The organism is Arsukibacterium sp., from assembly GCF_033721375.1.
Classification (GTDB): Bacteria; Pseudomonadota; Gammaproteobacteria; order Enterobacterales; family Alteromonadaceae; genus Alishewanella.
In genome coordinates this window covers 49044-69977 of the sequence record NZ_JAWWAP010000004.1, presented here as the reverse complement: position 1 = coordinate 69977, position 20934 = coordinate 49044, and the positions used below count along the sequence as shown (strand labels likewise).

Sequence of the window (20934 nt, the reverse complement as noted above, 5' to 3'; positions counted from 1 at the left end):
GGGAGCCTTTTGGTCCTTGAATTCAACTTTTCATTGAGTAAGCTGATTTAGCACTACGACATATGGCAGAAAAACGTAATATCTTCCTTGTTGGCCCGATGGGCGCAGGCAAAAGCACCATCGGACGTCATTTAGCAGACATGCTTCATCTTGACTTTTACGATTCAGATCAGGAAATTGAGCGCCGTACTGGTGCAGATATTGCCTGGGTATTTGATTTGGAAGGTGAAGACGGTTTCAGGGTGCGCGAAGAAACAGTAATTTCAGATTTAACCGAATTACAAGGTATCGTTTTGGCGACAGGTGGTGGCTCGGTTATCAGCAAAGAAACCCGCAACCGTTTATCTGCGCGTGGAATTGTGGTTTATCTGGAAACACCAATTGAGAAACAAGTAGCCCGCACCCAACGCGATAAACGCCGGCCTTTGCTGCAAACAGAGGAAGCGCCGCGCGAAGTGTTAGAACGTCTGGCGGCCGAACGGAATCCGCTTTACGAAGAAATTGCCGATTTCACCGTGCGGACAGACGAACAAAGTGCCCGCGCCGTCGCAAACCAGATAATTGATCAGTTGGGTTTTTAACGTATAAGGGAGCTGCAAATGCAAAGAGTTGAAGTCCAACTTGGCCAGCGCAGCTACCCGATAGATATAGATACTGGCTTTGCTGCGCTGCCAGCGTCACTGGCAAGCGCCAGGCAAGTTGTTATCATTTCTAACCCAACTGTAGCTCCGCTTTATTTAGACCAGGTCAGCGCCTTATTCAGTGCCCCTCCATTGCATATTCTGATTAACGACGGTGAAGCTTTTAAAACACTGGCGTCGTTTGAAACCATTCTGTCGTTTTTGCTTGAGAATAGCATGTCACGGGATGTGGTGCTGGTGGCGCTTGGCGGCGGGGTTATTGGTGATCTTACCGGTTTTGTTGCTGCCTGTTATCAGCGCGGCGTTAGATTTCTGCAAATACCCACCACTTTACTTTCTCAGGTTGACTCGTCAGTCGGTGGCAAAACAGCTGTTAATCATCCACTTGGCAAAAATATGATAGGTGCTTTTAAACAGCCTGAGCAGGTTATTATCAGCACGGCTACCCTGACAACCCTGCCATCCCGGGAGTTTGCTGCTGGCATGGCAGAAGTGGTCAAGTACGCCTTGCTCGGCGATGCAGCCTTTTTAGACTGGCTGCTTAAGCATAGTGAGCAGATTTGTCAGCAGCAACCAGAGACTCTGGCCCAGATGATCCGGCACTGCTGTCAGATGAAAGCTGATATTGTCAGTCGGGATGAAACTGAACAAGGTGAGCGGGCGTTACTGAATTTGGGCCATACCTTTGGTCATGCTATTGAAGCTTTTATGGGCTATGGTAATTGGTTACATGGCGAAGCGGTAGCCGTTGGGATGGTCATGGCAGCGGAATTATCTGCACATCGTGGTTGGCTGAGTAAACAAGATGTTGCTTCAGTCCGTCGTATACTGCAGTCGTTCGGATTGCCGGTAGCGGTACCCGATCAGATGCAGATTGCAAATTTTATGCCTTTTATGAAAACTGATAAAAAGGTCAAAGACGGTCAGATGCGGTTCGTATTGCTGTCCGCCATTGGCCAGGCCAGCCTGGTTGCCGATGTTACTGAGGCTGAATTGTTACAGGTTTTTGGCTGATGGATACCACTGTTTTACAGCAAAAACTGGCAGAGCAGCGACATTTGCTGCCATCACAACACGAATTGCTGAACAGACTGCTATTTCAACTGGCGTTTAATGATTTTCAGAACATTGGTCTGGTAGGTGCTGAGGGTAGTGGTAAATCCACCCTGGCATTAGCGTTGGCAGAGCTGTTTTCAGAGCAGGCAAATGTTGCGCTGCTTAATGGCGCCTCGCCCGAAGCCGAACTGGAAGCGCAATTGCTGCAGCACTGGTTTGGCCGGCGCCAGAGCGAACCGTCACTGGCGCAAATGATGGCTCAGCCAGAATCCGGTGCATTACCGTTACTGTTAATCGTCGACAATTTCAACCTGTTAAGCAGCAGCGCATGCAAAAAGCTGTTGCAGCTCGATTGTCTCGGGTTCTTTATGCTCAGAGAGCCATCAGCTGATATGGCGCTGAATTTAAGTATTAATATTCCAACCTTACAGGACGCCAGCCAGGTACTTCGCGATAAACAACTGGAACCGCTTGCTGTCGCTGAGCGTTTCGCCGCCAGCCGAGGTAATATGCACTTGCTGCACAGTGCTATTGTTAAACCGGAAGAACGCAGAACCCATAGCGCAGCGGTATGGCTATTACCCACGGCTATTATGTTGCTAATTCTGGCAGCAGGCATAAATTGGTTGTTACCCGGCAGCAATGAGCAGCAACAACAGCCTATTGCCAATCAAAATGAACTGCCACAAAGCAGCATTGAGCCCACAGAAAGCATTAAGCCGGCCGGCGACCCTGAGCGTGAGAAAAGCCCTGAGCGTGAAGAGAGCCCTGAGGGCGCAACAAGCGCTGAGCTGGCAAATAAGCCTGAACTGGACCAACCCCTGCAAGCAGCCGACAACGTTCAGCAGAATAACAGCCCTGAGCAGGAGAACAGCCCAGAGCCTGAAACAATAAGCCCTGAGCCTGAAGCAATCGGCTCTGAGACTAAAACGATCAGCCCTGAGTCAGCGACCGCCGGTCTGCAACAATACATAAGCCCGGAGCAGTCAGCCGCTACTGAACCAACCAGCAGCAATACCAGCCTGTCTGAGTCAGCTGATACCCCGATTAGTGACAGTATCAGTGAGCAGCCTGCTGCGGCAACTGAGCCGCTGTATCAGGAGCCGTTGTTGCTGACACTGCCAGCCGACGCCAGAGTATTACAGTTGGCAGTTTTGTCATCTGAAACCGCGTTGCAACGATTTATCCAGACTTACCCGGATACCAGAATAATGATTTATCAGCGCAGCTGGCAGGGACAGTTGCAATGGATTATTCTGTCAGATCAGCATTATTCAGATGTCAGTAGTGCCAGATTAGCCAGAGCATCGTTACCAGAGCGTCTTCGCGAGGCCGGCCCCTTTATTAAACCCGTTGTTCAGGTACAACAAGAAATTAAAGCCTTGGCACGCGTGCGTGCTGAAGCTCAAATGCAGGAATAAGCGGGTGGATGTCAAACGTAACCGGGCTTTTCTGAAGTGGGCCGGTGGAAAATACAGCCTGGTGCCAGAGCTGATTAAGCATTTGCCAGAAGGCCCGGAGTTAGTCGAGCCCTTTGTCGGTGCCGGCTCAGTCTTTCTGAATACTGATTTTCCGCGCTATGTGCTGAATGACATTAACGCAGATTTGATTCAGTTGTATCAGATTGTGCAGCACCAGGTTGATACCTTTGTTGCCGACGCCAGCAGCTTGTTTTGTGCCACTGCTAATCTGCGTAGCAGTTATCTCGCCTTTCGGCAGCAATTTAACAGCTGTAGCGATCCCTATCAGCGTGCATTATTATTTCTGTACCTGAACCGACATGGTTATAACGGGCTTTGTCGGTATAATCTTTCAGGCAAGTTTAATGTGCCGTTTGGTAGTTACAAAAAGCCCTACTTTCCGGAAGCCGAGCTGTATTATTTTGCAGAAAAAGCCCAAAAAGCCCGCTTTAGCTGCCAAAGTTATCAGCAGGTATTTGCTCAGCTGCAACCTGACGCAGTGGTATATTGCGACCCACCCTATGTACCACTAAGCAAAACAGCCAGTTTTACCAGTTATGCGCGCCAGGGGTTTAATCTGGATGATCAGGCCCAGCTGGCCAATTTAGCTGAGCAGGCGCAGCAAAAAGGCCATAATGTACTAATAAGCAACCATGACACGACCTGGACCCGCAAAATTTACCAGCAGGCGGCACTTCATAGTATTCAGGTTGGACGATCGATAAGTCAGAATGGCGCGGGCAGGGGCAAGGTGGCTGAACTTTTTGCGTTATATCCTGCGGTTAAGCAAGTACCAGCGACACCGTTACCAGCAGGCTTGCCACAAACAGCAGAGCAGCAATAATCCCGACAATGATGTAAGGCACAATACTTTTAGTTTGAAAATCGAGCTGACGTTGTTTTTCTGATTGTACCCCGACGAACGCGCCAAGCACTGCTTTAATCACTTGCCAGGTACTGGCCTTTGGTTCAGCCATTAATTTGCTTTATTGCTCGCGGGCGTTAATCGGTTTAACAATTCAAGGAAGTCTACAAAATGAAACTGGGTGGAACGGCTGTCGCCTTTAATCCAGCTTATCCAGTTCTGTTGCACATTATGACATAATTCGTTAGACGTTTGGCTGATACCGTCCTGGCACAGCGGGCTGGTTTTAAAGAAGCCAATGGCTGCAACCGCCATTACTAAAGCTGCTCCAACCACTAACGCTTTACTATTAAAGGTAATTTTCATGTTAAATCCAGTTAACGCTTTAATCACTAATCGCAGAGTGTAATTGATCTGCATTTCGGATACAAGTTGCTTATTTAGTATACGCTGCAGTCGTTAACCGGATCAGTTGCTCAGCAAAGCTGAGCAACATTATTTGCTGGCTGCCAGTGACACTCAGAAACCCTTAGACACACTGAATATCACCCGGCTGTCACACAGGTTGCAATCATCAATATCGGTATCGACATAAGCCAGGCTTAACCCTGCGCCGAGAACTTCGGTGCTAACGCCAATGCTCCAGTCCAGGTAGCTGGCGGAACTGTCATCATATTCATTCTGGCCAACATGTAAGTCCAGCGTCAGATTGTCAGTCAGGGCGTAGCTGTATCCGCCATACAGATAAAAATAAGTGCCGGCATTTGCATAATAATCATCACTATAAGCCAGGCCAAAAGTAAAAGCCTGATATGAGAGTGAGCCATAGAGTTCATAGAAATTGGAGCCGGCAAATTCAGTATTCGGATAGCCGTAGCGCATTACGCCCACATCTACCGACCATTCTTCATTAATGGCGCCGCTCCAGCCCAGCATCACGTCAAATTCCAGGGTGCCTTCACCGCCGAAATCAACGCTCGAGCCCCATACTGACAAATAAAAACCTGACTCGTCACTAAGGGACAGACCGCCCTGAATCGCCGGAGCTTCATCGGTTTGCGAAATACCACGAAACGCATAGTCAGAGGTAAAGGTAATATCACCGCTAAGCTCAACAGCCTGGGTTGGGGTACTGGTGCTGGCCAGGCCGATAATGAAGCTGGCGGTGACTAAGCTGGAAAGAGATGTTGTCATTTTCATTGGTATTGCCCTTATGTTTATTCCCTGACTAAATCATTCCAATAAGTATGCCAAGTGAAATTATATATAAAATACAACTACATAAGTGTTGGTGGGGCATCTTAAAATCGTAAGTTGCGCTTAACTGGTGCGCTGCTGCCTGTTTTTTGTGCAACTTGCAATGCGTGCTTTTTGGCAGCCAATTCAGTAAAGTCAGTTTTTCAAATTTGTGGAGCATAACTATGCAGCCTTATTTAATTGCCCCTTCAATTTTATCTGCTGATTTTGCCAGGCTTGGCAGCGACGTCGAAAATGTGCTGGCCGCCGGAGCTGATGTGGTGCATTTTGATGTCATGGATAATCACTTTGTACCCAACCTGACGATAGGCCCGATGGTGTGCAAGGCTCTACGTGATTACGGCATTACCGCACCTATCGATGTACACCTGATGGTCGAACCGGTTGACAGTCTGGTACCGCAGTTTGCGAAAGCCGGTGCCAGCATTATTACCTTTCATCCGGAAGCATCGCGCCATATTGATCGCACTCTGCAACTGATTAAGGATAGTGGCTGTCAGACAGGTTTAGTCTTTAACCCGGCCACACCGCTAAGTTATCTGGATTATGTGCTGGATAAACTGGATGTTATTTTGCTGATGTCAGTCAACCCCGGCTTTGGTGGTCAGAAGTTTATTCCTGCTACCCTGGATAAACTGACTCAGGTCCGAAAACTGATTGATGGCAGTGGTTTGCCCATCAGGCTGGAAGTGGATGGCGGTGTGACGGTAGATAATATTGCTGACATTGCCGCAGCAGGCGCCGATATGTTTGTGGCCGGCTCCGCTATTTTTAACAGCGACGATTATCAGCAGACGATAAATAGTATGCGCCAGCAACTGTTAAATGTGCATGGCAAATAATTTACTGCGGTCAGCGGCCGCATCCGGCTATAATGCCACTCTTTTTCTATGCTTTAACCGAGGACAGTGAACCCATCATGAGTAGCAAACCAATTGTATTAAGTGGCGCCCAACCTTCAGGACAACTCACCATTGGTAACTATCTGGGCGCACTGCGGCAATGGGATCAGATGCAGGATGACTATGACTGTCTGTATTGTATTGTAGATTTGCATGCGATAACGGTGCGCCAGGACCCGGCAGCGCTGCGCAGTGCGTCACTTGATAGTTTGGCTTTATATTTAGCCTGTGGCATCGACCCGAAACGTTCAGCGGTGTTTATGCAATCCCATGTGCCGGAACACAGCCAGTTGGCCTGGGTGCTGAATTGCTATACCCAGTTTGGTGAACTAAACCGGATGACCCAGTTTAAAGATAAATCTGAGCGTCATAATAATAACGTTAACGCCGGCTTATTTACTTATCCTGTGTTAATGGCCGCAGATATTCTGCTGTATCAGGCCAATCAGATCCCGGTAGGCCACGACCAGAAGCAGCATTTAGAATTAGCCCGCGATGTGGCTATGCGCTTTAATGCTGCGCACGGTGACATATTTACCGTACCGGAACCGTATATTCCGCCAGTTGCTGCTAGGGTAATGAGTTTGCAGGACCCGACGAAAAAAATGTCGAAATCAGACGAGAATCCATGGAATTTTGTCGGTTTGCTGGAAGACCCGAAAATGATCAGCAAAAAATTTAAAAAAGCCATGACCGACTCGGAAGATCCGCCACGGGTACGGTTTGATATTGATGCCAAGCCTGGCGTGGCAAATCTGCTGAGTATTTTAAGCGGTGTTACCGGCAAAGCTGTGCAGACACTGGAAGCCGAGTATGAAGGTAAAATGTATGGCCATTTAAAAGGTGATGTCGCCGATGCGGTCATTGCCCTGCTGGAACCGGTGCAAAAATCTTTTATCGAGCTGCGTGCCGATTTACCTGTTCTGCAAAGCGTTATGCGGGCCGGAGCTGAGAAAGCCCGCAGCCGGGCTGCGGCTACGTTGGCAAAAGTAAATGATGCGGTAGGTTTTGTTGCCCCCTAGCGACGGAAAACAGCCGTTTTTGCGGAGTCCGCTATGCTGTTGATGATCGACAATTACGATTCTTTTACCTGGAATCTGGTGCAGTATTTCGCCGAACTTGGCCAGCAGGTTGTGGTAAAACGCAACGACGAAATTAATGTGACGCAAATGGCTGCACTGGCACCTGATTACCTGGTGATATCACCAGGCCCGGGTACGCCGGAACAGGCCGGCATAAGCCTGGCGGCAATTGAGCATTTTGCCGGAAAAATACCGCTGCTGGGGGTTTGTCTTGGCCATCAGGCAATTGCCCGGGTGTTTGGTGGCAAGGTTTGCCGGGCGGCGAAAGTTATGCATGGTAAAAACTCCGACATCTATCATCAGGGCCTGTCAGTGTTTGCCGGTTTGCCCAGCCCGCTGCCGGTAACCCGTTATCATTCATTGCTGGTCGACACCGCCAGTCTTCCGGCAGAGCTGACCGCAACGGCATGGACCGGCTCGTCTGCTCAAACGGGTGAAATAATGGGCGTAATGCATCAGCATTGGGCAATACATGGCGTACAATTTCATCCTGAAGCCATTTTAAGTACTGCGGGTAAAGCAATGTTGAGTAACTTTCTGCACACGGCCACTGACATATCACAACATAAAGCGGTTAATCAGCGATGAGTTCTCTGAATACGCCTTTGCACCAGCTGTTCTGGGACGACTTTATCGGTGTCAATCCTGCAGCTAACCGCCTGCAGTATCAGGTAAAAACCGGCTTGCCCACTACCCGTAAATTGCTGGCAGTCGATGCGCAGGCAATGCAGCAACGGTTGGCAGGGCAGCAGGCGCGCCAGCAGTTCGTCGAATTTGCCCAGGCACATATGCATGATCAGGTTGCCGATCAGCTGTTTCAGCGGCTGGGCAACATCTCACTGGTCAGTGCCTCGATTTTTGATTTGGGAGAAAATTATCATCTGGTGCTGGATAAACTGGCCCACAAGGCTGTTACCACAAACCAGCTCGACCCGTTAATCAGCCAGGTTGACTGGCTGACAGAAGATTTACTGAAACTGGTGAATCAGCCACAGTATCGTAACCGGACCGCTTCAGGTGCGCTGGTTAAAGATGTCAAAACCGCATTGCGTTTTCTCGGGGTGGAAAGCCTGCAGCTAATTATACCGGTTTACGGTATGCGGCGTTGTTTACCGCATGCAACCGATCCTTTTGTTGGCTTTAAAACCCGTTTATGGGATTACACCCTGGCCTGTGCCATCGCCGCACGCCGGTTGGCGGAAGACAGCGCAGAGCTGCCCTATGCGGCGTTTTGCGTCGGCCTGTTTCACCCACTTGGCCATATAGTGGTCACCCGTAATTACCTGCGTACTTACCAGCAAATTAAGCAGGAAGAATTATTGAAGGCGCGCGATGAACGCAATAACGAATTAACCGATGCGCTGGACTCTCTGGAACCGGACGCCAGCTTCTTAAGCAACAGTTTACTGGAGTTTGCCGAAATCTTAAGTGCTGATATCAGCTCTCGCTGGTCTTTGCAGCACTTACCACTTTGTCAAACGTTGGATCAGCTGGCTGAAGGTATCGGCTTTAATGGTATCAGCCCGTTAGGACGACTAGTGCAACAGGCTCAGGTCTATGTGCAATGGCAGCAGTTAAAGGCTGCCGGTAAAGCCAGCACCGCGGATGCTGAAAACTGGTTTGCGGCCGTCAACTTAACGGAGGAGCAGCTGAATACTCTTGCCCGGACCAATTTAAAACGATTAAGCATCGATTTATAACAAATTTTTTAGCCATATTCATGCAGCCCGCAAATTGTGACTGTGCTGGGTTTTATCGCCAGCTGCACCTTTAACGGGGGTAGCAGCCCGACTAAAGCGGCAAAACAGGCGGTGCTTAGTTATTCATATCAACTGCAAATCTATCTGCAGCCCTTGATTTTTCAGGCTTTAGCCATTTTTCCTGACGAGACAACTGTCCGGAAACCTGCAATAATGCTGCGATAATAACCGGCAGTGGCAGCGTAATTCTGACCAAAAAACCGACCCCGCTTAAGAAAGAGGAAAGGAACATGACGACAAATTTTGCAGTAAACCGAGCCTTATTTGATGAAGTGATGGTGCCAAATTATGCCCCGGCTCAGGTGATACCGGTGCGGGGTGAGGGCTCACGGGTCTGGGATCAGGATGAGCGCGAATACATCGATTTTGCCGGTGGCATAGCCGTTAGCAGTCTGGGCCATTGTCATCCGGCGCTGATTACTGCGCTGAAGCAGCAAGCTGACAGATTGTGGCATCTGAGCAATGTGTTAACCAACGAGCCGGCATTGCGTCTGGCTAAAAAGCTGGTTGATGCGACTTTTGCAGAAAAAGTGTATTTTGCCAATTCAGGAGCTGAAGCCAACGAAGCCGCATTTAAACTCGCCCGGCGTTGGGCACTGGATAAATTTGGTGAACAGAAACAGCAAATTATCTCTTTTGGTAAAGGTTTTCATGGCCGCACTTTCTTTACCGTAACGGTAGGTGGTCAGTCATCATATTCTGACGGTTTCGGCCCGAAGCCCGGCGCAGTAGTGCATGCAGAATTTAACAATCTGGACAGCGTAAAAGCACTGATCTCAGATAACACCTGTGCCATCGTTGTGGAGCCGATTCAGGGCGAGGGCGGCATTATTCCAGCGGAACCGGCTTTTTTGCAGGGCCTGCGTGATTTATGTGACCAGCACAACGCGTTACTGGTATTTGATGAAGTACAAACCGGGGTAGGCCGCACCGGTAAACTATACGCATATATGCATTACGGTGTTACACCGGATATTTTAACGACAGCCAAATCACTGGGTGGTGGTTTCCCGATTGGTGCTATGCTAACGACCACCGAGATTGCCAGTCATTTAAAAGTCGGCACCCATGGCAGCACCTATGGCGGTAATCCGCTGGCCTGTGCCGTTGCTGAAGCCGTTATTGATACTATTAATCAACCGGAAGTCATGCGGAATGTGCTGCATAATGAGCAGATATTCCGCGAGTGTCTGCAGCAGGTAAACAGTCAGTATCAGGTATTTACCGAGGTGCGTGGCCAGGGCATGTTACTTGGTGCTGTGCTGAGTGAAAAATACCGTGGCCGGGCGCGCGATTTCTTTTTAGCGGCCGCAGATCATGGCTTAATGGCCTTAGTTGCCGGACCGGATGTTATCCGGTTTGCCCCCTCACTGGTCATTACCGAGCAGGATATTCGCGAAGGTATGCAGCGGTTTGCTGCAGCAGTAAAGCAGGTAGTCGGCTCTTAAACTGAGTCTGTGACATCTTTAAAAAAACGGCATTAAGACCGTAATATGAAGCATTGCGGGGCAACGCAGGTTTCCCCGCCAGGTTATAAAGCAAAAATGGAGTAAGCGACGATGATGGTGATTCGCCCAATCCGAGCGGATGATTACCCGGCGCTCTATCAGATGGCAGTTGAATCGGGGCATGGGTTTACCTCGCTGCCGGTTAATGATGAGCTGCTGATGCGCAAGATCAGTCGCTCTGAGCAATCGTTACAGAAAACAGTCAGTAGCCCTGGCGATGAAGGCTATTTATTTGTGCTGGAAGACACCAGCAGCGGTGACGTCTGCGGCACCAGTGCTCTGGAAGCCGCAGTCGGCCTGGATGATGCATTTTATCACTATCACCTGGGTAAGGTCGTACACAGTTCACGATCGCTTGGCGTTTACAAAACGGTCGATATTCTGACCCTGTGTAACGATTACACCGGGGTAAGCGAGCTTTGTACCTTATTTCTTCGCGAAAACCGCCGCGAGAAAAACAATGGCCGTTTATTATCAAAAGCCCGCTTTCTGTTTATGGCAGAATTTGCTGAGCGCTTTGCTGACCGGGTGATTGCCGAGATGCGTGGGGTATCAGATCAGAATGGCCATTCCCCGTTCTGGCGCTGGTTACAGGAACATTTTTTTTCTGTCGACTTCCCGACAGCTGACTATCTGACCGGTATAGGCCAGAAAGTCTTTATCGCCGAGCTGATGCCGAAATATCCGATTTATGTCAGTCTGTTAAGTAAAGAAGCGCAACAGGTGATAGGCAAAGTGCATGATAAAACCCGGCCTGCGCTGGCACTGTTGCAGACAGAGGGTTTTTCTAACCGGGGCTATGTTGATATTTTTGACGCCGGGCCAACGGTAGAAGCAAGGGTAGAGCATATCCGCTCAATTCGGTATAGTCGCAAATTACAGGTGCAGATTGGCACGCCAGGGCCGGACAGCCAGCCCTATTTAATCTGTAATACTAACATCGAAAATTTTCGTGCTACCTGGTTACCGCTAACCGTAACGGAACAAAGCGATCAGGTTGTACTGCCACAGGCCTGCGCCGATGCTTTGGGAGTAAAAGCCGGTGACCAGGTCAGATTAACCAGAATTTAAGCAGGGGAAAGACATGAGCCACGCAGTGCAATTTATTAATGGCCAATGGCTGGCAGGAGAGGGTAAGGCATTTACATCGCTTGACCCGGCCAAAAATCAGCAGGTCTGGCAGGGTGAAGCTGCCAGCGCAGAGCAGGTAGATGCAGCAATTAATGCTGCCCGCGCTGCGCAGTACAGCTGGGGTGACTTAAGTTTCGACAGCCGGGTGGAAGTCGTAAAACGTTTTGCTGAACAACTGGCCGCTAATAAAGAAGCGCTGGCACTGTGCATTGCCCGGGATACCGGTAAAGCCCTGTGGGAGAGCCGCACTGAAGTGGCGGCGATGATTGGCAAGGTCGATATTTCGGTACGGGCATACGAAGAGCGTACCGGTACCAAAGAGAACCCGATGCCGCAGGGCCGGGCTTTTGTCAGACATAAGCCGCATGGTGTAGTAGCGGTATTTGGCCCCTATAATTTCCCGGGACATTTACCGAATGGCCACATTGTTCCTGCATTATTAGCCGGCAACACCGTGGTGTTTAAGCCTTCTGAATTAACGCCTATGGTAGCCGAACATACGGTAAAGCTGTGGGAGAAAGCCGGCCTGCCTGCAGGCGTGTTAAACCTGTTGCAGGGCGAAGTTGACACCGGTAAAGCGATTGCCAGCCATGATGGCATTGACGGTTTGTTTTTCACCGGTAGTTCGCGCACGGGCCATTATTTACATCAGCAATTTGCCGGTCGGCCAGAGAAAATTCTGGCACTGGAAATGGGCGGAAATAACCCGCTTATCGTTCAGGACGTCAGTGATATCGATGCAGCGGTGCATGATATTGTGCAATCGGCTTTTATTTCAGCAGGTCAGCGTTGTACTTGTGCCCGTAAACTGTTTTTACCAGCCAATGCCCAGGGTGATGCTATTCTTACCCGCTTAATTGAAGTAACCCGTAATATTAAAACCGGCCTGTATGATGCAGATCCGCAGCCCTTTATCGGCGCGATGATTTCTGTTGCTGCCGCCAAAGGCATGCGTGCTGCACAGCAGCAACTGGTAGAACTCGGCGCTGAGGTTTTGGTTGAACTACAGCATTTGCAAAGCGATACGGCGCTGGTATCCCCTGGTATTATCGAATGCAGCAATGTGAAGAACTTCCCAGATGAGGAGCATTTCGGCCCGCTGTTAAAAGTGTTCCGGTTTAACGACTTTGATGCGGCTATCGATGCGGCTAATAACACCAGTTTTGGTCTATCGGCAGGCTTGCTCAGTGACAGCCAGGAATTGTATCAGCATTTTTACCGGCGGATCCGGGCGGGTATTGTTAACTGGAACCGGCCAATCACTGGTGCCAGTTCAGCAGCGCCATTCGGTGGCATTGGTGGCAGCGGCAATCACCGGGCCAGCGCTTATTATGCGGCAGATTATTGTGCCTATCCGGTGGCGTCCGTAGAATTAGATCAGGTGTCGATGCCTGAGCAGCTGTCTCCCGGTCTGACATTTTAACCAGTAATTTCGGGGCTGCGGCCCCGATTTGTTTTCTTGCCGACATTTTGGTTAAATTGGGCTATTGTAATGGCTTTTAATGCCAAGTAATGCAGGTATCCTTTCACATGGTGACTGATCAACCCGGCTACGAGCATCTTATTCAGTTTTTAACTGAACATCTCGCGCTGTTTACTGAAGAAGGCACCGAATTGCCCTCTGCTAAAACAGTGGGCGTGATCCTGGAAGAACGTATTGCCGAGCAAATTATAACGCTTTGCACCCAGCATACCGAGCTGGAGATGAATCATCGCAGCATGATAATCCGCGAAGTGGATGGCATTATGTACGACTTTCAGGAAGTGCTGAGTAGTGTGCTGGAAAAAAAAGCAACCGCGGAACAGGCAGAGCTGATTAACGAAATTGCATTGTTAATCAAAAACCTGTTTGATAGCGCTATCGCCAGGTTGATGGACTAGCACTTGTTAGTGCTGGATTAATGCTGGCTACCCGCCCTATATTTCCGTAGAATATCCAGCCTAAAATTTCGTGTCAGGATCGGATATGCAAGCAAAAGTCAGCTGGGTTGATAACCTGAGGTTTATTGGCCGTTCTGCCAGTGGGCATTCGATGGTGTTTGACGCGGACAGCGCAGACAGCACGGCGCCAAGTCCAATGGAAATGGTGCTGATGTCGGCCGGTGCCTGTTCGTCCGTAGATGTGGTCAGTATTTTACAAAAAGCCCGCCAGCAGGTGCTCGGGTGTGAAGTGGAACTGACCGCAGAGCGGGCAGAGAGCGTGCCCAGGGTGTTTACAAAAATTCACCTGCACTTTGTCGTGTCAGGCCATGATCTCAGCGACAAACAAGTGGCTCGGGCAGTTGATTTATCTGCGGATAAATACTGCTCAGTGTCTATCATGCTGGCCAGCAGTGTTGCTGTAAGCCATTCCTATAGTATTAACAATGCAAACCAGACCGCCGCGTCTGCGTAATTGCCCAGCTAAACAATACAGCAGCGGCTGTAGTGGAGATTGCAGAAATTGGTAAAGCCTTTTGAAAAACTGAAACTGCACGGGTTTAACAACCTGACTAAAAGTTTAAGCTTTAGCTTATACGATATTTGTTATGCTAAAACCGAGCAGCATCGGCAGGAATATATCGAGTATATTGATGAGCAATATAACGCTGATCGACTGACCGATATCCTGACAGAGGTTGTTGATATTATTGGCGCTAATGTCCTGAACATCGCCCGCCAGGATTATGATCCGCAAGGGGCCAGTGTGACTATTCTGGTCAGTGAAGAGCCGGTACTGGTTGATCCTGATAATTCAGAAAATCCGGGCCCGTTGCCCGAGGCGGTCGTCGCCCATCTGGATAAAAGCCATATCTGTGTTCATACCTATCCGGAAGTGCATCCGCACGATGGTATCTGTACGTTCAGGGCCGATATTGAAGTATCGACCTGCGGCATTATTTCACCGTTGAAAGCACTGAACTTTCTGATCCACAGTTTTGAGTCAGACGTGGTAACAATTGACTACCGGGTGCGCGGTTTTACCCGCGATATCAGTGGTACTAAGCACTATATTGACCACCCAATCAGTTCGATCCAGAACTTTATGGACAGTGACACCAAGCAGGCGTTTCAGATGATAGATGTTAACGTTTATCAGGAAAACCTGTTTCATACCAAGATGATGTTAAAAGAGGCCGATCTGAATAACTACTTGTTTGGCATGGGCACCGACAGCATGACAGCTGACGAGCAGAAAGTGATCAGTAAGAAAGTGTTCAAGGAAATCCGGGAAATTTTCTACGGCCGCAATTTACCCGAGATGAAATAAGCTCAAGACTGCTAATAAAGCAAAGCGGCGCCAGCCGGCGGTAAGTGCAGCGGGGCTTATTTACCCAACCAGTCTGCCTGACCACGAGCCTGGCGCCGCTTTTGCATTATGGCTTCAATTAACGGTGTTAAAATCAGCTCCATTGCTAAGCCCATTTTGCCGCCTGGCACGACCAGAGTATTGACCCGTGACATAAAGGAGCCGTGGATCATCCGCAGGTAATACGGGAAATCAACATGTTTGATGCCGCGAAAGCGGATCACCACAAAGCTTTCATCCAGTGACGGAATGTCTTTGGCACTGAACGGGTTAGAGGTATCTACCGTCGGCACCCGCTGAAAGTTGATATGGGTACGGGAAAACTGGGGGGTTATATGATTTATGTAATCGTCCATACTGCGCACAATACTGGCCTGCACAGCTTCACGGCTGTGGCCCCGCTCTGAGGTGTCCCGGATAATTTTCTGGATCCACTCCAGGTTAACTATCGGTACCATGCCAATCAGCAAATCGACATGCTGCGCTACGTTGTGCTGCTCGGTGACTGCCCCGCCATGTAAACCTTCATAAAACAACAAATCGGTATTGGCGCGCAAGTCCTGCCAGGGGGTAAAGGTGCCTGGTAGCTGATTATAAGGTACGGCTTCATCAAAAGTATGCAGATAATGCCTGATCCGGCCGGTACCGGTTTCAGCATAGCTGGCAAAAAAGCTCTCCAGCGCGCCAAAGTCATTGGCTTCCGCCCCAAAATAACTGATATAGCGCCCGGCTTCTTTGGCTTTTCGCATGGCCAAGTCCATTTCCGGCCGGCTGAAACGATGAAAACAGTCACCTTCAACAAAAGCGGCATCAATACCGAGAGTGCGGAAAATATGCTGAAATGCGATCGTAGTAGTGGTGGTGCCGGCGCCTGACGAACCGGTGATCGCAATAATTGGATTTTTATGAGACATAAGCGGCACCATTAGCAAAGTTGCAGATACCATAAAGCAACATCGCTACCGGCTGCAACTTTTATCTGGTTAAGGGGTACCGCAGATGCGGTTCGGCAGCGGCCAGCATTCTGTTGCTGACCGCATTGACTATGAAGTTAAAAGCCGAAAGTGGCAATTATCGGGTTATGATCAGATGAACGGTACGGTGTTGGCCCGTATAAACGCTGCTGTGCTGCTGCTGATTTATAGCGACCGCTGTAATCAAGCAATACCGGTTCATCGGCATTAATAGCCCAGTGCCTGAGCGAGCGCAGGTTTTCTGCCAGCGGTTCAGTGGCCAGGGCATGGTCGAGCGAACCCACGCGGCCTCTGAATGCATAAGAAAAGCCAGAGTGTTGCTCATCGTCTAAATACTGCCAGCCAGCCTGCTCCAGCGCCCTTACCGGGTCTTCCATCCGGTAGGCATTTAAATCGCCGACTATCAGCTGGTAAGGGGTGTTAATCCCGGTGGGGGTCGTCGCTAACCATGCTGATAAAGCCTGGCTGGCTTCAACTCTGGCCGCATTCCAGCATGCCTGGCCATCGTTCTGATCAGCCTGCAGCTGTAACTGCGGGCTGTCATCGCGGGGGCAGCTGCCTTTAGATTTAAAGTGATTAACGGCGACGGTGATATTGTTACCACTGGCCTGATGTTGAAACGTCTGGGCAACCGGCGCCCGGTTTAGCCGGGTAAAAGGCTCAGCGGTCTGGGTAGCCGCAGTACCGACCTGACTGACGGCTGCCGGGCGGTAGATTAGCCCCACTTTTATTGCATCACTGCCGGGTGTCTCAGTGGTTTCCACCAGGGTGTAGGGTGAGCTGACAACCTGATTCAGCGCTCCAACCAGTGTCGCGATAGCACTACCACTGCCGTAGCCATTATTTTCCAGCTCGAGCAAACCAATAATGTCGGCATCCATTGCCGCCAGCGCACTGACCAGTTTCGCCTGTTGGCGGGCTAATTCGGCTGGGGTACGGGCGCCCCGGCGGGTGGGGAAGGGCTCTGCCTGACCATGGCCGGTAAAAAAGTTCAGCACATTAAAAACCGCTATTCGCAGCTCATCAGGTTGTCTGGCAGCAGGCGCTGCTGGCCGCGGATTGGTATTAATAAACTCAGGGGTATCAGTGGGAATAAGCCGGTAGCCGCGTTCATCCTGAAACAGCACGCCGGTTACGCCGCGCACGGTATCACCCAAGCGTAAACTATTATCTGCCGTCAAGCCGCCTGCTGGATAAGGCACCGGATCAGGGTTTTCCTGCCAGCGGCCATCATCCAGTACCAGCATCTGCCGCTGTTGCTGTTGCTCATACTGGCGGGCTTGCTCGCCTGGTTGCTTAACTTCAGTCGGCACAACTAAGCGTTGATCAGCGAGGATTAGCTCGCCATACCGGCCCAGTTGATAGCTGTCATTAACAATCAAATCCTGGCTGAAGCTCAACCACATCCCCTCTAATGCTTCAAAGCTCAGCTCTGGGCTCAGCGGCAGGGATACGGTCGTTGGCTCTGGTTGGCGGCTGCTGCCACAACGGGTCAGCTGGCTGATATCAACCAGCGATGTCAGCTCATTAATTTCAGCTACCGTGCCTTGCAACAGCAACACTTCGCCACGCTGGTAACTGCCGCTATCCGCCAGCTGAATAAACAAACCTTCTGAGGTGAGTGGCTCGTCATCTGCTGCCAGGCTTTGTAGCATTAATCCGGGAAATGGCGAGTCAGCATATACCTCGCTGATGACGACCCCCTGAGTGACGACTTGCTGGCCGAGTAACGGGCTTTGCTCTGCAACGCCCTGAATAGCAGAAATAGTGACCACGGCCCGCGACGGATTATCGCAGCTTAGCTGCTGTTCGGGTTTACTGCACGCTGTAAGACCCAGCAGTACCGCAATAAACGGAACTAATGACAATTTACGCATAATTCAGCCTTGCTGCTCTTGTTCACGGGCTACTGCGCGATAACCGATATCGCTGCGATAAAACATGCCATCCCAGCTGATATTGCCGGCTAATTGGTAGGCTGCCTGACGGGCGGTACTGACATTACTGCCAAGAGCCGTGGCGCAAAGCACCCGGCCACCGTTAGTCAGCACTGTAGTGTCTTTTAGCTCAGTACCGGCATGGAATACTTTGGCATTGTCTGTGTCTATACCATCCAGCCCCTTGATTTCCAGACCTTTGGCGTAGCTGTCAGGGTAGCCACCAGCGGCCAGCACCACCCCTACCGCTGCCTGCTCGGTAAAGTCAATATCCACCTGATCCAGCTTGCCGTCCACGGCTGCCTGACACAGCGCCACCAGATCTGATTTTAATCTGAGCATAATCGGCTGGGTTTCCGGATCGCCAAAGCGGCAGTTAAATTCCAGCACCTTAGCCGAGCCATCAGGGGCAATCATCAGACCGGCATATAAAAAGCCGGTAAAAACATTACCCTCAGCTGCCATACCGCGCACTGTCGGGTAAATAACCTGCTGCATTACCCAGTCATGTACTGCTGGTGTAACGACAGGGGCAGGAGAGTAAGCCCCCATGCCGCCGGTATTCGGTCCCTTATCACCATCATCACGGGCTTTATGATCCTGGGATGAGGCAAACGCCAGGGCATGTTCGCCATCGACCATAACAATAAAAGACGCTTCTTCACCGTGCAGAAATTCCTCGATGACCACTCTGCTGCCAGCATCACCAAATTTATTCCCTGCCAGCATATCGTCAATTGCAGCAAAGGCCTCTGCTTCGTTTTGGGCAATAATAACGCCTTTACCGGCTGCCAGACCGTCCGCTTTAATCACAATCGGTGTGCCCAGTTGTTTGACAAAAGCTTTAGCCGGGGCAATGTCGGTAAAGTTCTGGTAAGCGGCGGTCGGGATCTGATGGCGCGCCAGAAAATCCTTGGCAAAGGCCTTGGAACTTTCTAACTGCGCAGCCGCCTGGGTTGGGCCAAAAATAGCCAGCCCCTGCTCGCGGAACGTATCGACCACCCCTTTGGCCAGTGGGGCCTCGGGGCCAACGATTGTCAGCGCTATCTGCTGCTCTGTGGCAAAAGCCAGCAATCCCGGGACATCATCTGCCGCTATGGCTACGTTTTGCAGGTTGGCTTCGCGGGCTGTGCCGGCATTGCCGGGGGCCACAAAAACCTGGCTGACCAGAGGAGATTGCGCTGCCTTCCAGGCCAGGGCATGTTCGCGGCCGCCGCCGCCGATTACCAGTACTTTCATCGGGTTTTCCGTTTTATTGTGCTACAGGTTTACGAAATTTTAAGGTCATACGATCGCTTTCGCCAATCGCCTGATATTTGGCTTTGTCCTCATCACCTAATCGCAATACCGGGGGCAAAGTCCAGACACCCCGCGGGTGCGCAGCGCTGTCTTTCGGGTTGGCATTAATATCGCTGCGCTGCTCCAGTTCAAAGCCTGCTTGCTCAGCCAGACGAATGGTCAGTTGCTCAGGAAAATAACCGGTTTTAGTCCAGTCACCTTCTGCCTGTGCTGCTGGCAGACGATGTTCAACCACGCCAAGCACACCACCGGGTTTCAGGGCGGTATAAAAGTCTTCGAATATTGCTACCATGGCTTCATCGCCACCCTGACCATACCAGTTATGCAGGTTGCGAAAAGTCAGCACCACATCTGCGCTGCCCGCCGGAGCAATTGCATCACTGTTACCCGGAGCAAATTCAGTCAGTTTTACCCGGCTGTAAATCGGATCTGAAGCCAGCTTTTCTTTAAACGCGGCCAGATTTTTTTTGTAATAATCAGAGCTGCTGTCAGCCGGGAAATGCGCGGCATAATAAGTACCATGCGCGGCCAATAACGGCGCCAGAATTTCGGTATACCAGCCACCGCCCGGTGATATTTCCACTACGGTGCTTGTTGGGGTAACTTCGAAAAACTGCAGCGTTTGCACAGGGTTACGATACTTATCCCGGCTTTTATTTTGTTCACTGCGAACATGATGATCGGCAGCTTGCTGCAGGGCATCAGTAGTGCTGTCTGCCAATAGTGGCAGCGACAAGAGTATTGCTGATAACGTTATAACTTTACTAAGTGTTTTCATCTTCAGGCTCTCTTTGTTAAAAGTGGCGCTAGTTTAGCAAAGCAATCAGCTAATTGCAGTGATTATCGATAACTGCCATTTCTCGTATTTAGATGGCCAGACTGCTAAATTTCAATCAACAATTGGCGGGGCCTATGCTAGAATGCCTGCCTTTTTCAACAAGCGTTATCGGGTTATCACTATGGACAACACTGGGGGCACTGCTGTGACAAATGATATTGTGACAAACAATATGGCAAGCGGTATGCCGTCTGCCCTGGACAATATCAGAGTGGTTCTGGTGGGCACCACCCATACCGGTAATATTGGCTCGGTTGCCCGGGCAATGAAAACCATGGGTTTATCCCGGCTGTGCCTGGTAGCACCGAAAACAGCGCCTGACGGCCAGGCGTATGCGCTGGCCGCCGGAGCCAGTGAAATTCTGGCCGCTGCCACCACCTTTGATAATCTGGCGGAAGCAGTGGCAGATTGCGCGCTGGTTGTTGGCAGCAGTGCCCGCTCCCGCACCCTCAGCTGGCCAATGCTGGAACCGAGGCAGTGCGCTGAGCTGGCGATAGCTCAGAGTGACAAACCGGTGGCAATAGTGTTTGGCCGTGAGTCCAGTGGGCTGAGTAACGACGAGCTTCAGCTGTGCAATTACCATGTCTGCATTGCCGCCAACCCGGAATACAGTTCGCTGAACCTGGCAATGGCAGTGCAAATACTCTGCTATGAGGTACGGATGGCGCATCTGGCCGGTGTGCCAACTGCTGCAGAGCCTGAGCAGGTAAACTATCCGAGCTCAGCCCAAATGGAAAACTTTTATCAGCATCTGGAAGCTGCGCTGCAACACACCGGTTTTATTATTAAGCAGCACCCTGGGGTGGTGATGACCAAATTAAAGCGCTTGTTTAACCGGGCGCGGCCGGAAGAAGCCGAATACAATATTTTGCGCGGCATTTTAAGCTCGATGCAACGACTTGAAAAAGTTGATGGCAATACTCACAAGGAGTAAG

22 protein-coding genes are annotated in these 20934 nt (G+C 50.4%); 15 read left to right on the top strand and 7 right to left on the bottom strand.

All coding sequences use genetic code 11. From position 1 onward, the window contains the following. Window positions 1-62 precede the first annotated feature (62 nt). The 4 genes from aroK to R3187_RS07175 are packed head-to-tail and all read left to right on the top strand — an operon-like array spanning window position 63 to window position 4001. Window positions 63-581, top strand: coding sequence for a shikimate kinase AroK (aroK, locus tag R3187_RS07190; protein WP_097112490.1), 519 nt, complete (start codon window positions 63-65; stop codon window positions 579-581). 18 nt (window positions 582-599) lie between these two features. Continuing rightward, on the top strand, window positions 600-1655 hold the full coding sequence (gene aroB / locus R3187_RS07185; RefSeq protein ID WP_318966007.1) for a 3-dehydroquinate synthase: 1056 nt from the start codon (window positions 600-602) through the stop codon (window positions 1653-1655). Continuing rightward, window positions 1655-3118 (top strand): hypothetical protein, encoded by a 1464-nt coding sequence (locus R3187_RS07180; RefSeq protein WP_318966006.1) that lies wholly within the window; start codon window positions 1655-1657, stop codon window positions 3116-3118. Before aroB ends, R3187_RS07180 begins: the two co-directional genes overlap by 1 nt. 4 nt (window positions 3119-3122) lie before the next feature. After that, window positions 3123-4001, top strand: coding sequence for a Dam family site-specific DNA-(adenine-N6)-methyltransferase (locus tag R3187_RS07175; RefSeq protein WP_318966005.1), 879 nt, complete (start codon window positions 3123-3125; stop codon window positions 3999-4001). Here R3187_RS07175 and R3187_RS07170 read toward each other — a convergent pair. The 3 genes from R3187_RS07170 to R3187_RS07160 all read right to left on the bottom strand — a co-directional run bounded on the left by R3187_RS07170 (window position 3940) and on the right by R3187_RS07160 (window position 5222). After that, window positions 3940-4134, bottom strand: a complete 195-nt coding sequence (locus R3187_RS07170; RefSeq protein WP_318966004.1) for a DUF2970 domain-containing protein — start codon at window positions 4132-4134, stop codon at window positions 3940-3942. The two genes, R3187_RS07175 and R3187_RS07170, sit on opposite strands and share 62 nt — an antisense overlap. After that, window positions 4134-4388 (bottom strand): hypothetical protein, encoded by a 255-nt coding sequence (locus R3187_RS07165; RefSeq protein ID WP_318966003.1) that lies wholly within the window; start codon window positions 4386-4388, stop codon window positions 4134-4136. The genes R3187_RS07170 and R3187_RS07165 overlap by 1 nt, the downstream gene beginning before the upstream one ends. Window positions 4389-4541: 153 nt before the next feature. Next, window positions 4542-5222, bottom strand: coding sequence for a TorF family putative porin (locus R3187_RS07160; protein ID WP_318966002.1), 681 nt, complete (start codon window positions 5220-5222; stop codon window positions 4542-4544). 221 nt (window positions 5223-5443) lie between these two features. On the opposite strand from R3187_RS07160, the gene rpe reads away from it, so the two are divergent. From rpe to speD, 10 genes are all read left to right on the top strand, one after another. After that, a complete protein-coding gene (gene rpe / locus R3187_RS07155; RefSeq protein WP_318966001.1) occupies window positions 5444-6121 on the top strand; it encodes a ribulose-phosphate 3-epimerase in 678 nt (225 codons plus the stop codon). A 77-nt stretch (window positions 6122-6198) separates the two neighbouring features. Next, window positions 6199-7203, top strand: a complete 1005-nt coding sequence (trpS, locus tag R3187_RS07150; RefSeq protein ID WP_318966000.1) for a tryptophan--tRNA ligase — start codon at window positions 6199-6201, stop codon at window positions 7201-7203. A 33-nt stretch (window positions 7204-7236) separates the two neighbouring features. Continuing rightward, complete coding sequence (locus R3187_RS07145; RefSeq protein WP_318965999.1) at window positions 7237-7851, top strand: aminodeoxychorismate/anthranilate synthase component II; 615 nt, start codon at window positions 7237-7239, stop codon at window positions 7849-7851. Continuing rightward, a complete protein-coding gene (locus tag R3187_RS07140; protein ID WP_318965998.1) occupies window positions 7848-8963 on the top strand; it encodes an HDOD domain-containing protein in 1116 nt (371 codons plus the stop codon). Before R3187_RS07145 ends, R3187_RS07140 begins: the two co-directional genes overlap by 4 nt. 290 nt (window positions 8964-9253) lie before the next feature. After that, window positions 9254-10471 (top strand): aspartate aminotransferase family protein, encoded by a 1218-nt coding sequence (locus tag R3187_RS07135; protein WP_318965997.1) that lies wholly within the window; start codon window positions 9254-9256, stop codon window positions 10469-10471. Window positions 10472-10582: 111 nt separating this feature from the next. Beyond that, window positions 10583-11602, top strand: coding sequence for an arginine N-succinyltransferase (gene astA / locus R3187_RS07130; RefSeq protein ID WP_318965996.1), 1020 nt, complete (start codon window positions 10583-10585; stop codon window positions 11600-11602). Between the two features lie 13 nt (window positions 11603-11615). Further along, on the top strand, window positions 11616-13085 hold the full coding sequence (astD, locus tag R3187_RS07125) for a succinylglutamate-semialdehyde dehydrogenase (protein WP_318965995.1): 1470 nt from the start codon (window positions 11616-11618) through the stop codon (window positions 13083-13085). Between the two features lie 107 nt (window positions 13086-13192). Further along, a complete protein-coding gene (locus tag R3187_RS07120) occupies window positions 13193-13543 on the top strand; it encodes a DUF3802 family protein (protein ID WP_318965994.1) in 351 nt (116 codons plus the stop codon). Window positions 13544-13628: 85 nt separating this feature from the next. Then, complete coding sequence (locus R3187_RS07115) at window positions 13629-14057, top strand: OsmC family protein (RefSeq protein WP_318965993.1); 429 nt, start codon at window positions 13629-13631, stop codon at window positions 14055-14057. Between the two features lie 48 nt (window positions 14058-14105). After that, window positions 14106-14912: an adenosylmethionine decarboxylase gene (speD, locus tag R3187_RS07110; RefSeq protein WP_318965992.1), complete on the top strand. Its 807-nt coding sequence runs from the start codon at window positions 14106-14108 to the stop codon at window positions 14910-14912. Between the two features lie 56 nt (window positions 14913-14968). On the opposite strand, the gene R3187_RS07105 is transcribed toward speD, so the two are convergent. From R3187_RS07105 to R3187_RS07090, 4 genes are all read right to left on the bottom strand, one after another. Then, complete coding sequence (locus R3187_RS07105) at window positions 14969-15865, bottom strand: phosphoribulokinase (RefSeq protein WP_318965991.1); 897 nt, start codon at window positions 15863-15865, stop codon at window positions 14969-14971. Window positions 15866-16002: 137 nt separating this feature from the next. Then, window positions 16003-17802 carry an ExeM/NucH family extracellular endonuclease gene (locus R3187_RS07100; RefSeq protein ID WP_318965990.1) on the bottom strand — a complete coding sequence of 600 codons (1800 nt, stop codon included), beginning with the start codon at window positions 17800-17802 and terminating at the stop codon, window positions 16003-16005. Between the two features lie 3 nt (window positions 17803-17805). After that, window positions 17806-19101, bottom strand: a complete 1296-nt coding sequence (purD, locus tag R3187_RS07095; RefSeq protein ID WP_318965989.1) for a phosphoribosylamine--glycine ligase — start codon at window positions 19099-19101, stop codon at window positions 17806-17808. 13 nt (window positions 19102-19114) lie between these two features. Next, window positions 19115-19939, bottom strand: coding sequence for a methyltransferase (locus R3187_RS07090; RefSeq protein ID WP_318965988.1), 825 nt, complete (start codon window positions 19937-19939; stop codon window positions 19115-19117). Window positions 19940-20171: 232 nt separating this feature from the next. Here R3187_RS07090 and trmJ point away from each other — a divergent pair, with 232 nt between their 5' ends. Further along, window positions 20172-20933 (top strand): tRNA (cytosine(32)/uridine(32)-2'-O)-methyltransferase TrmJ, encoded by a 762-nt coding sequence (gene trmJ / locus R3187_RS07085; RefSeq protein ID WP_318966323.1) that lies wholly within the window; start codon window positions 20172-20174, stop codon window positions 20931-20933. The last annotated feature ends 1 nt before the right edge of the window (window position 20934 follow it).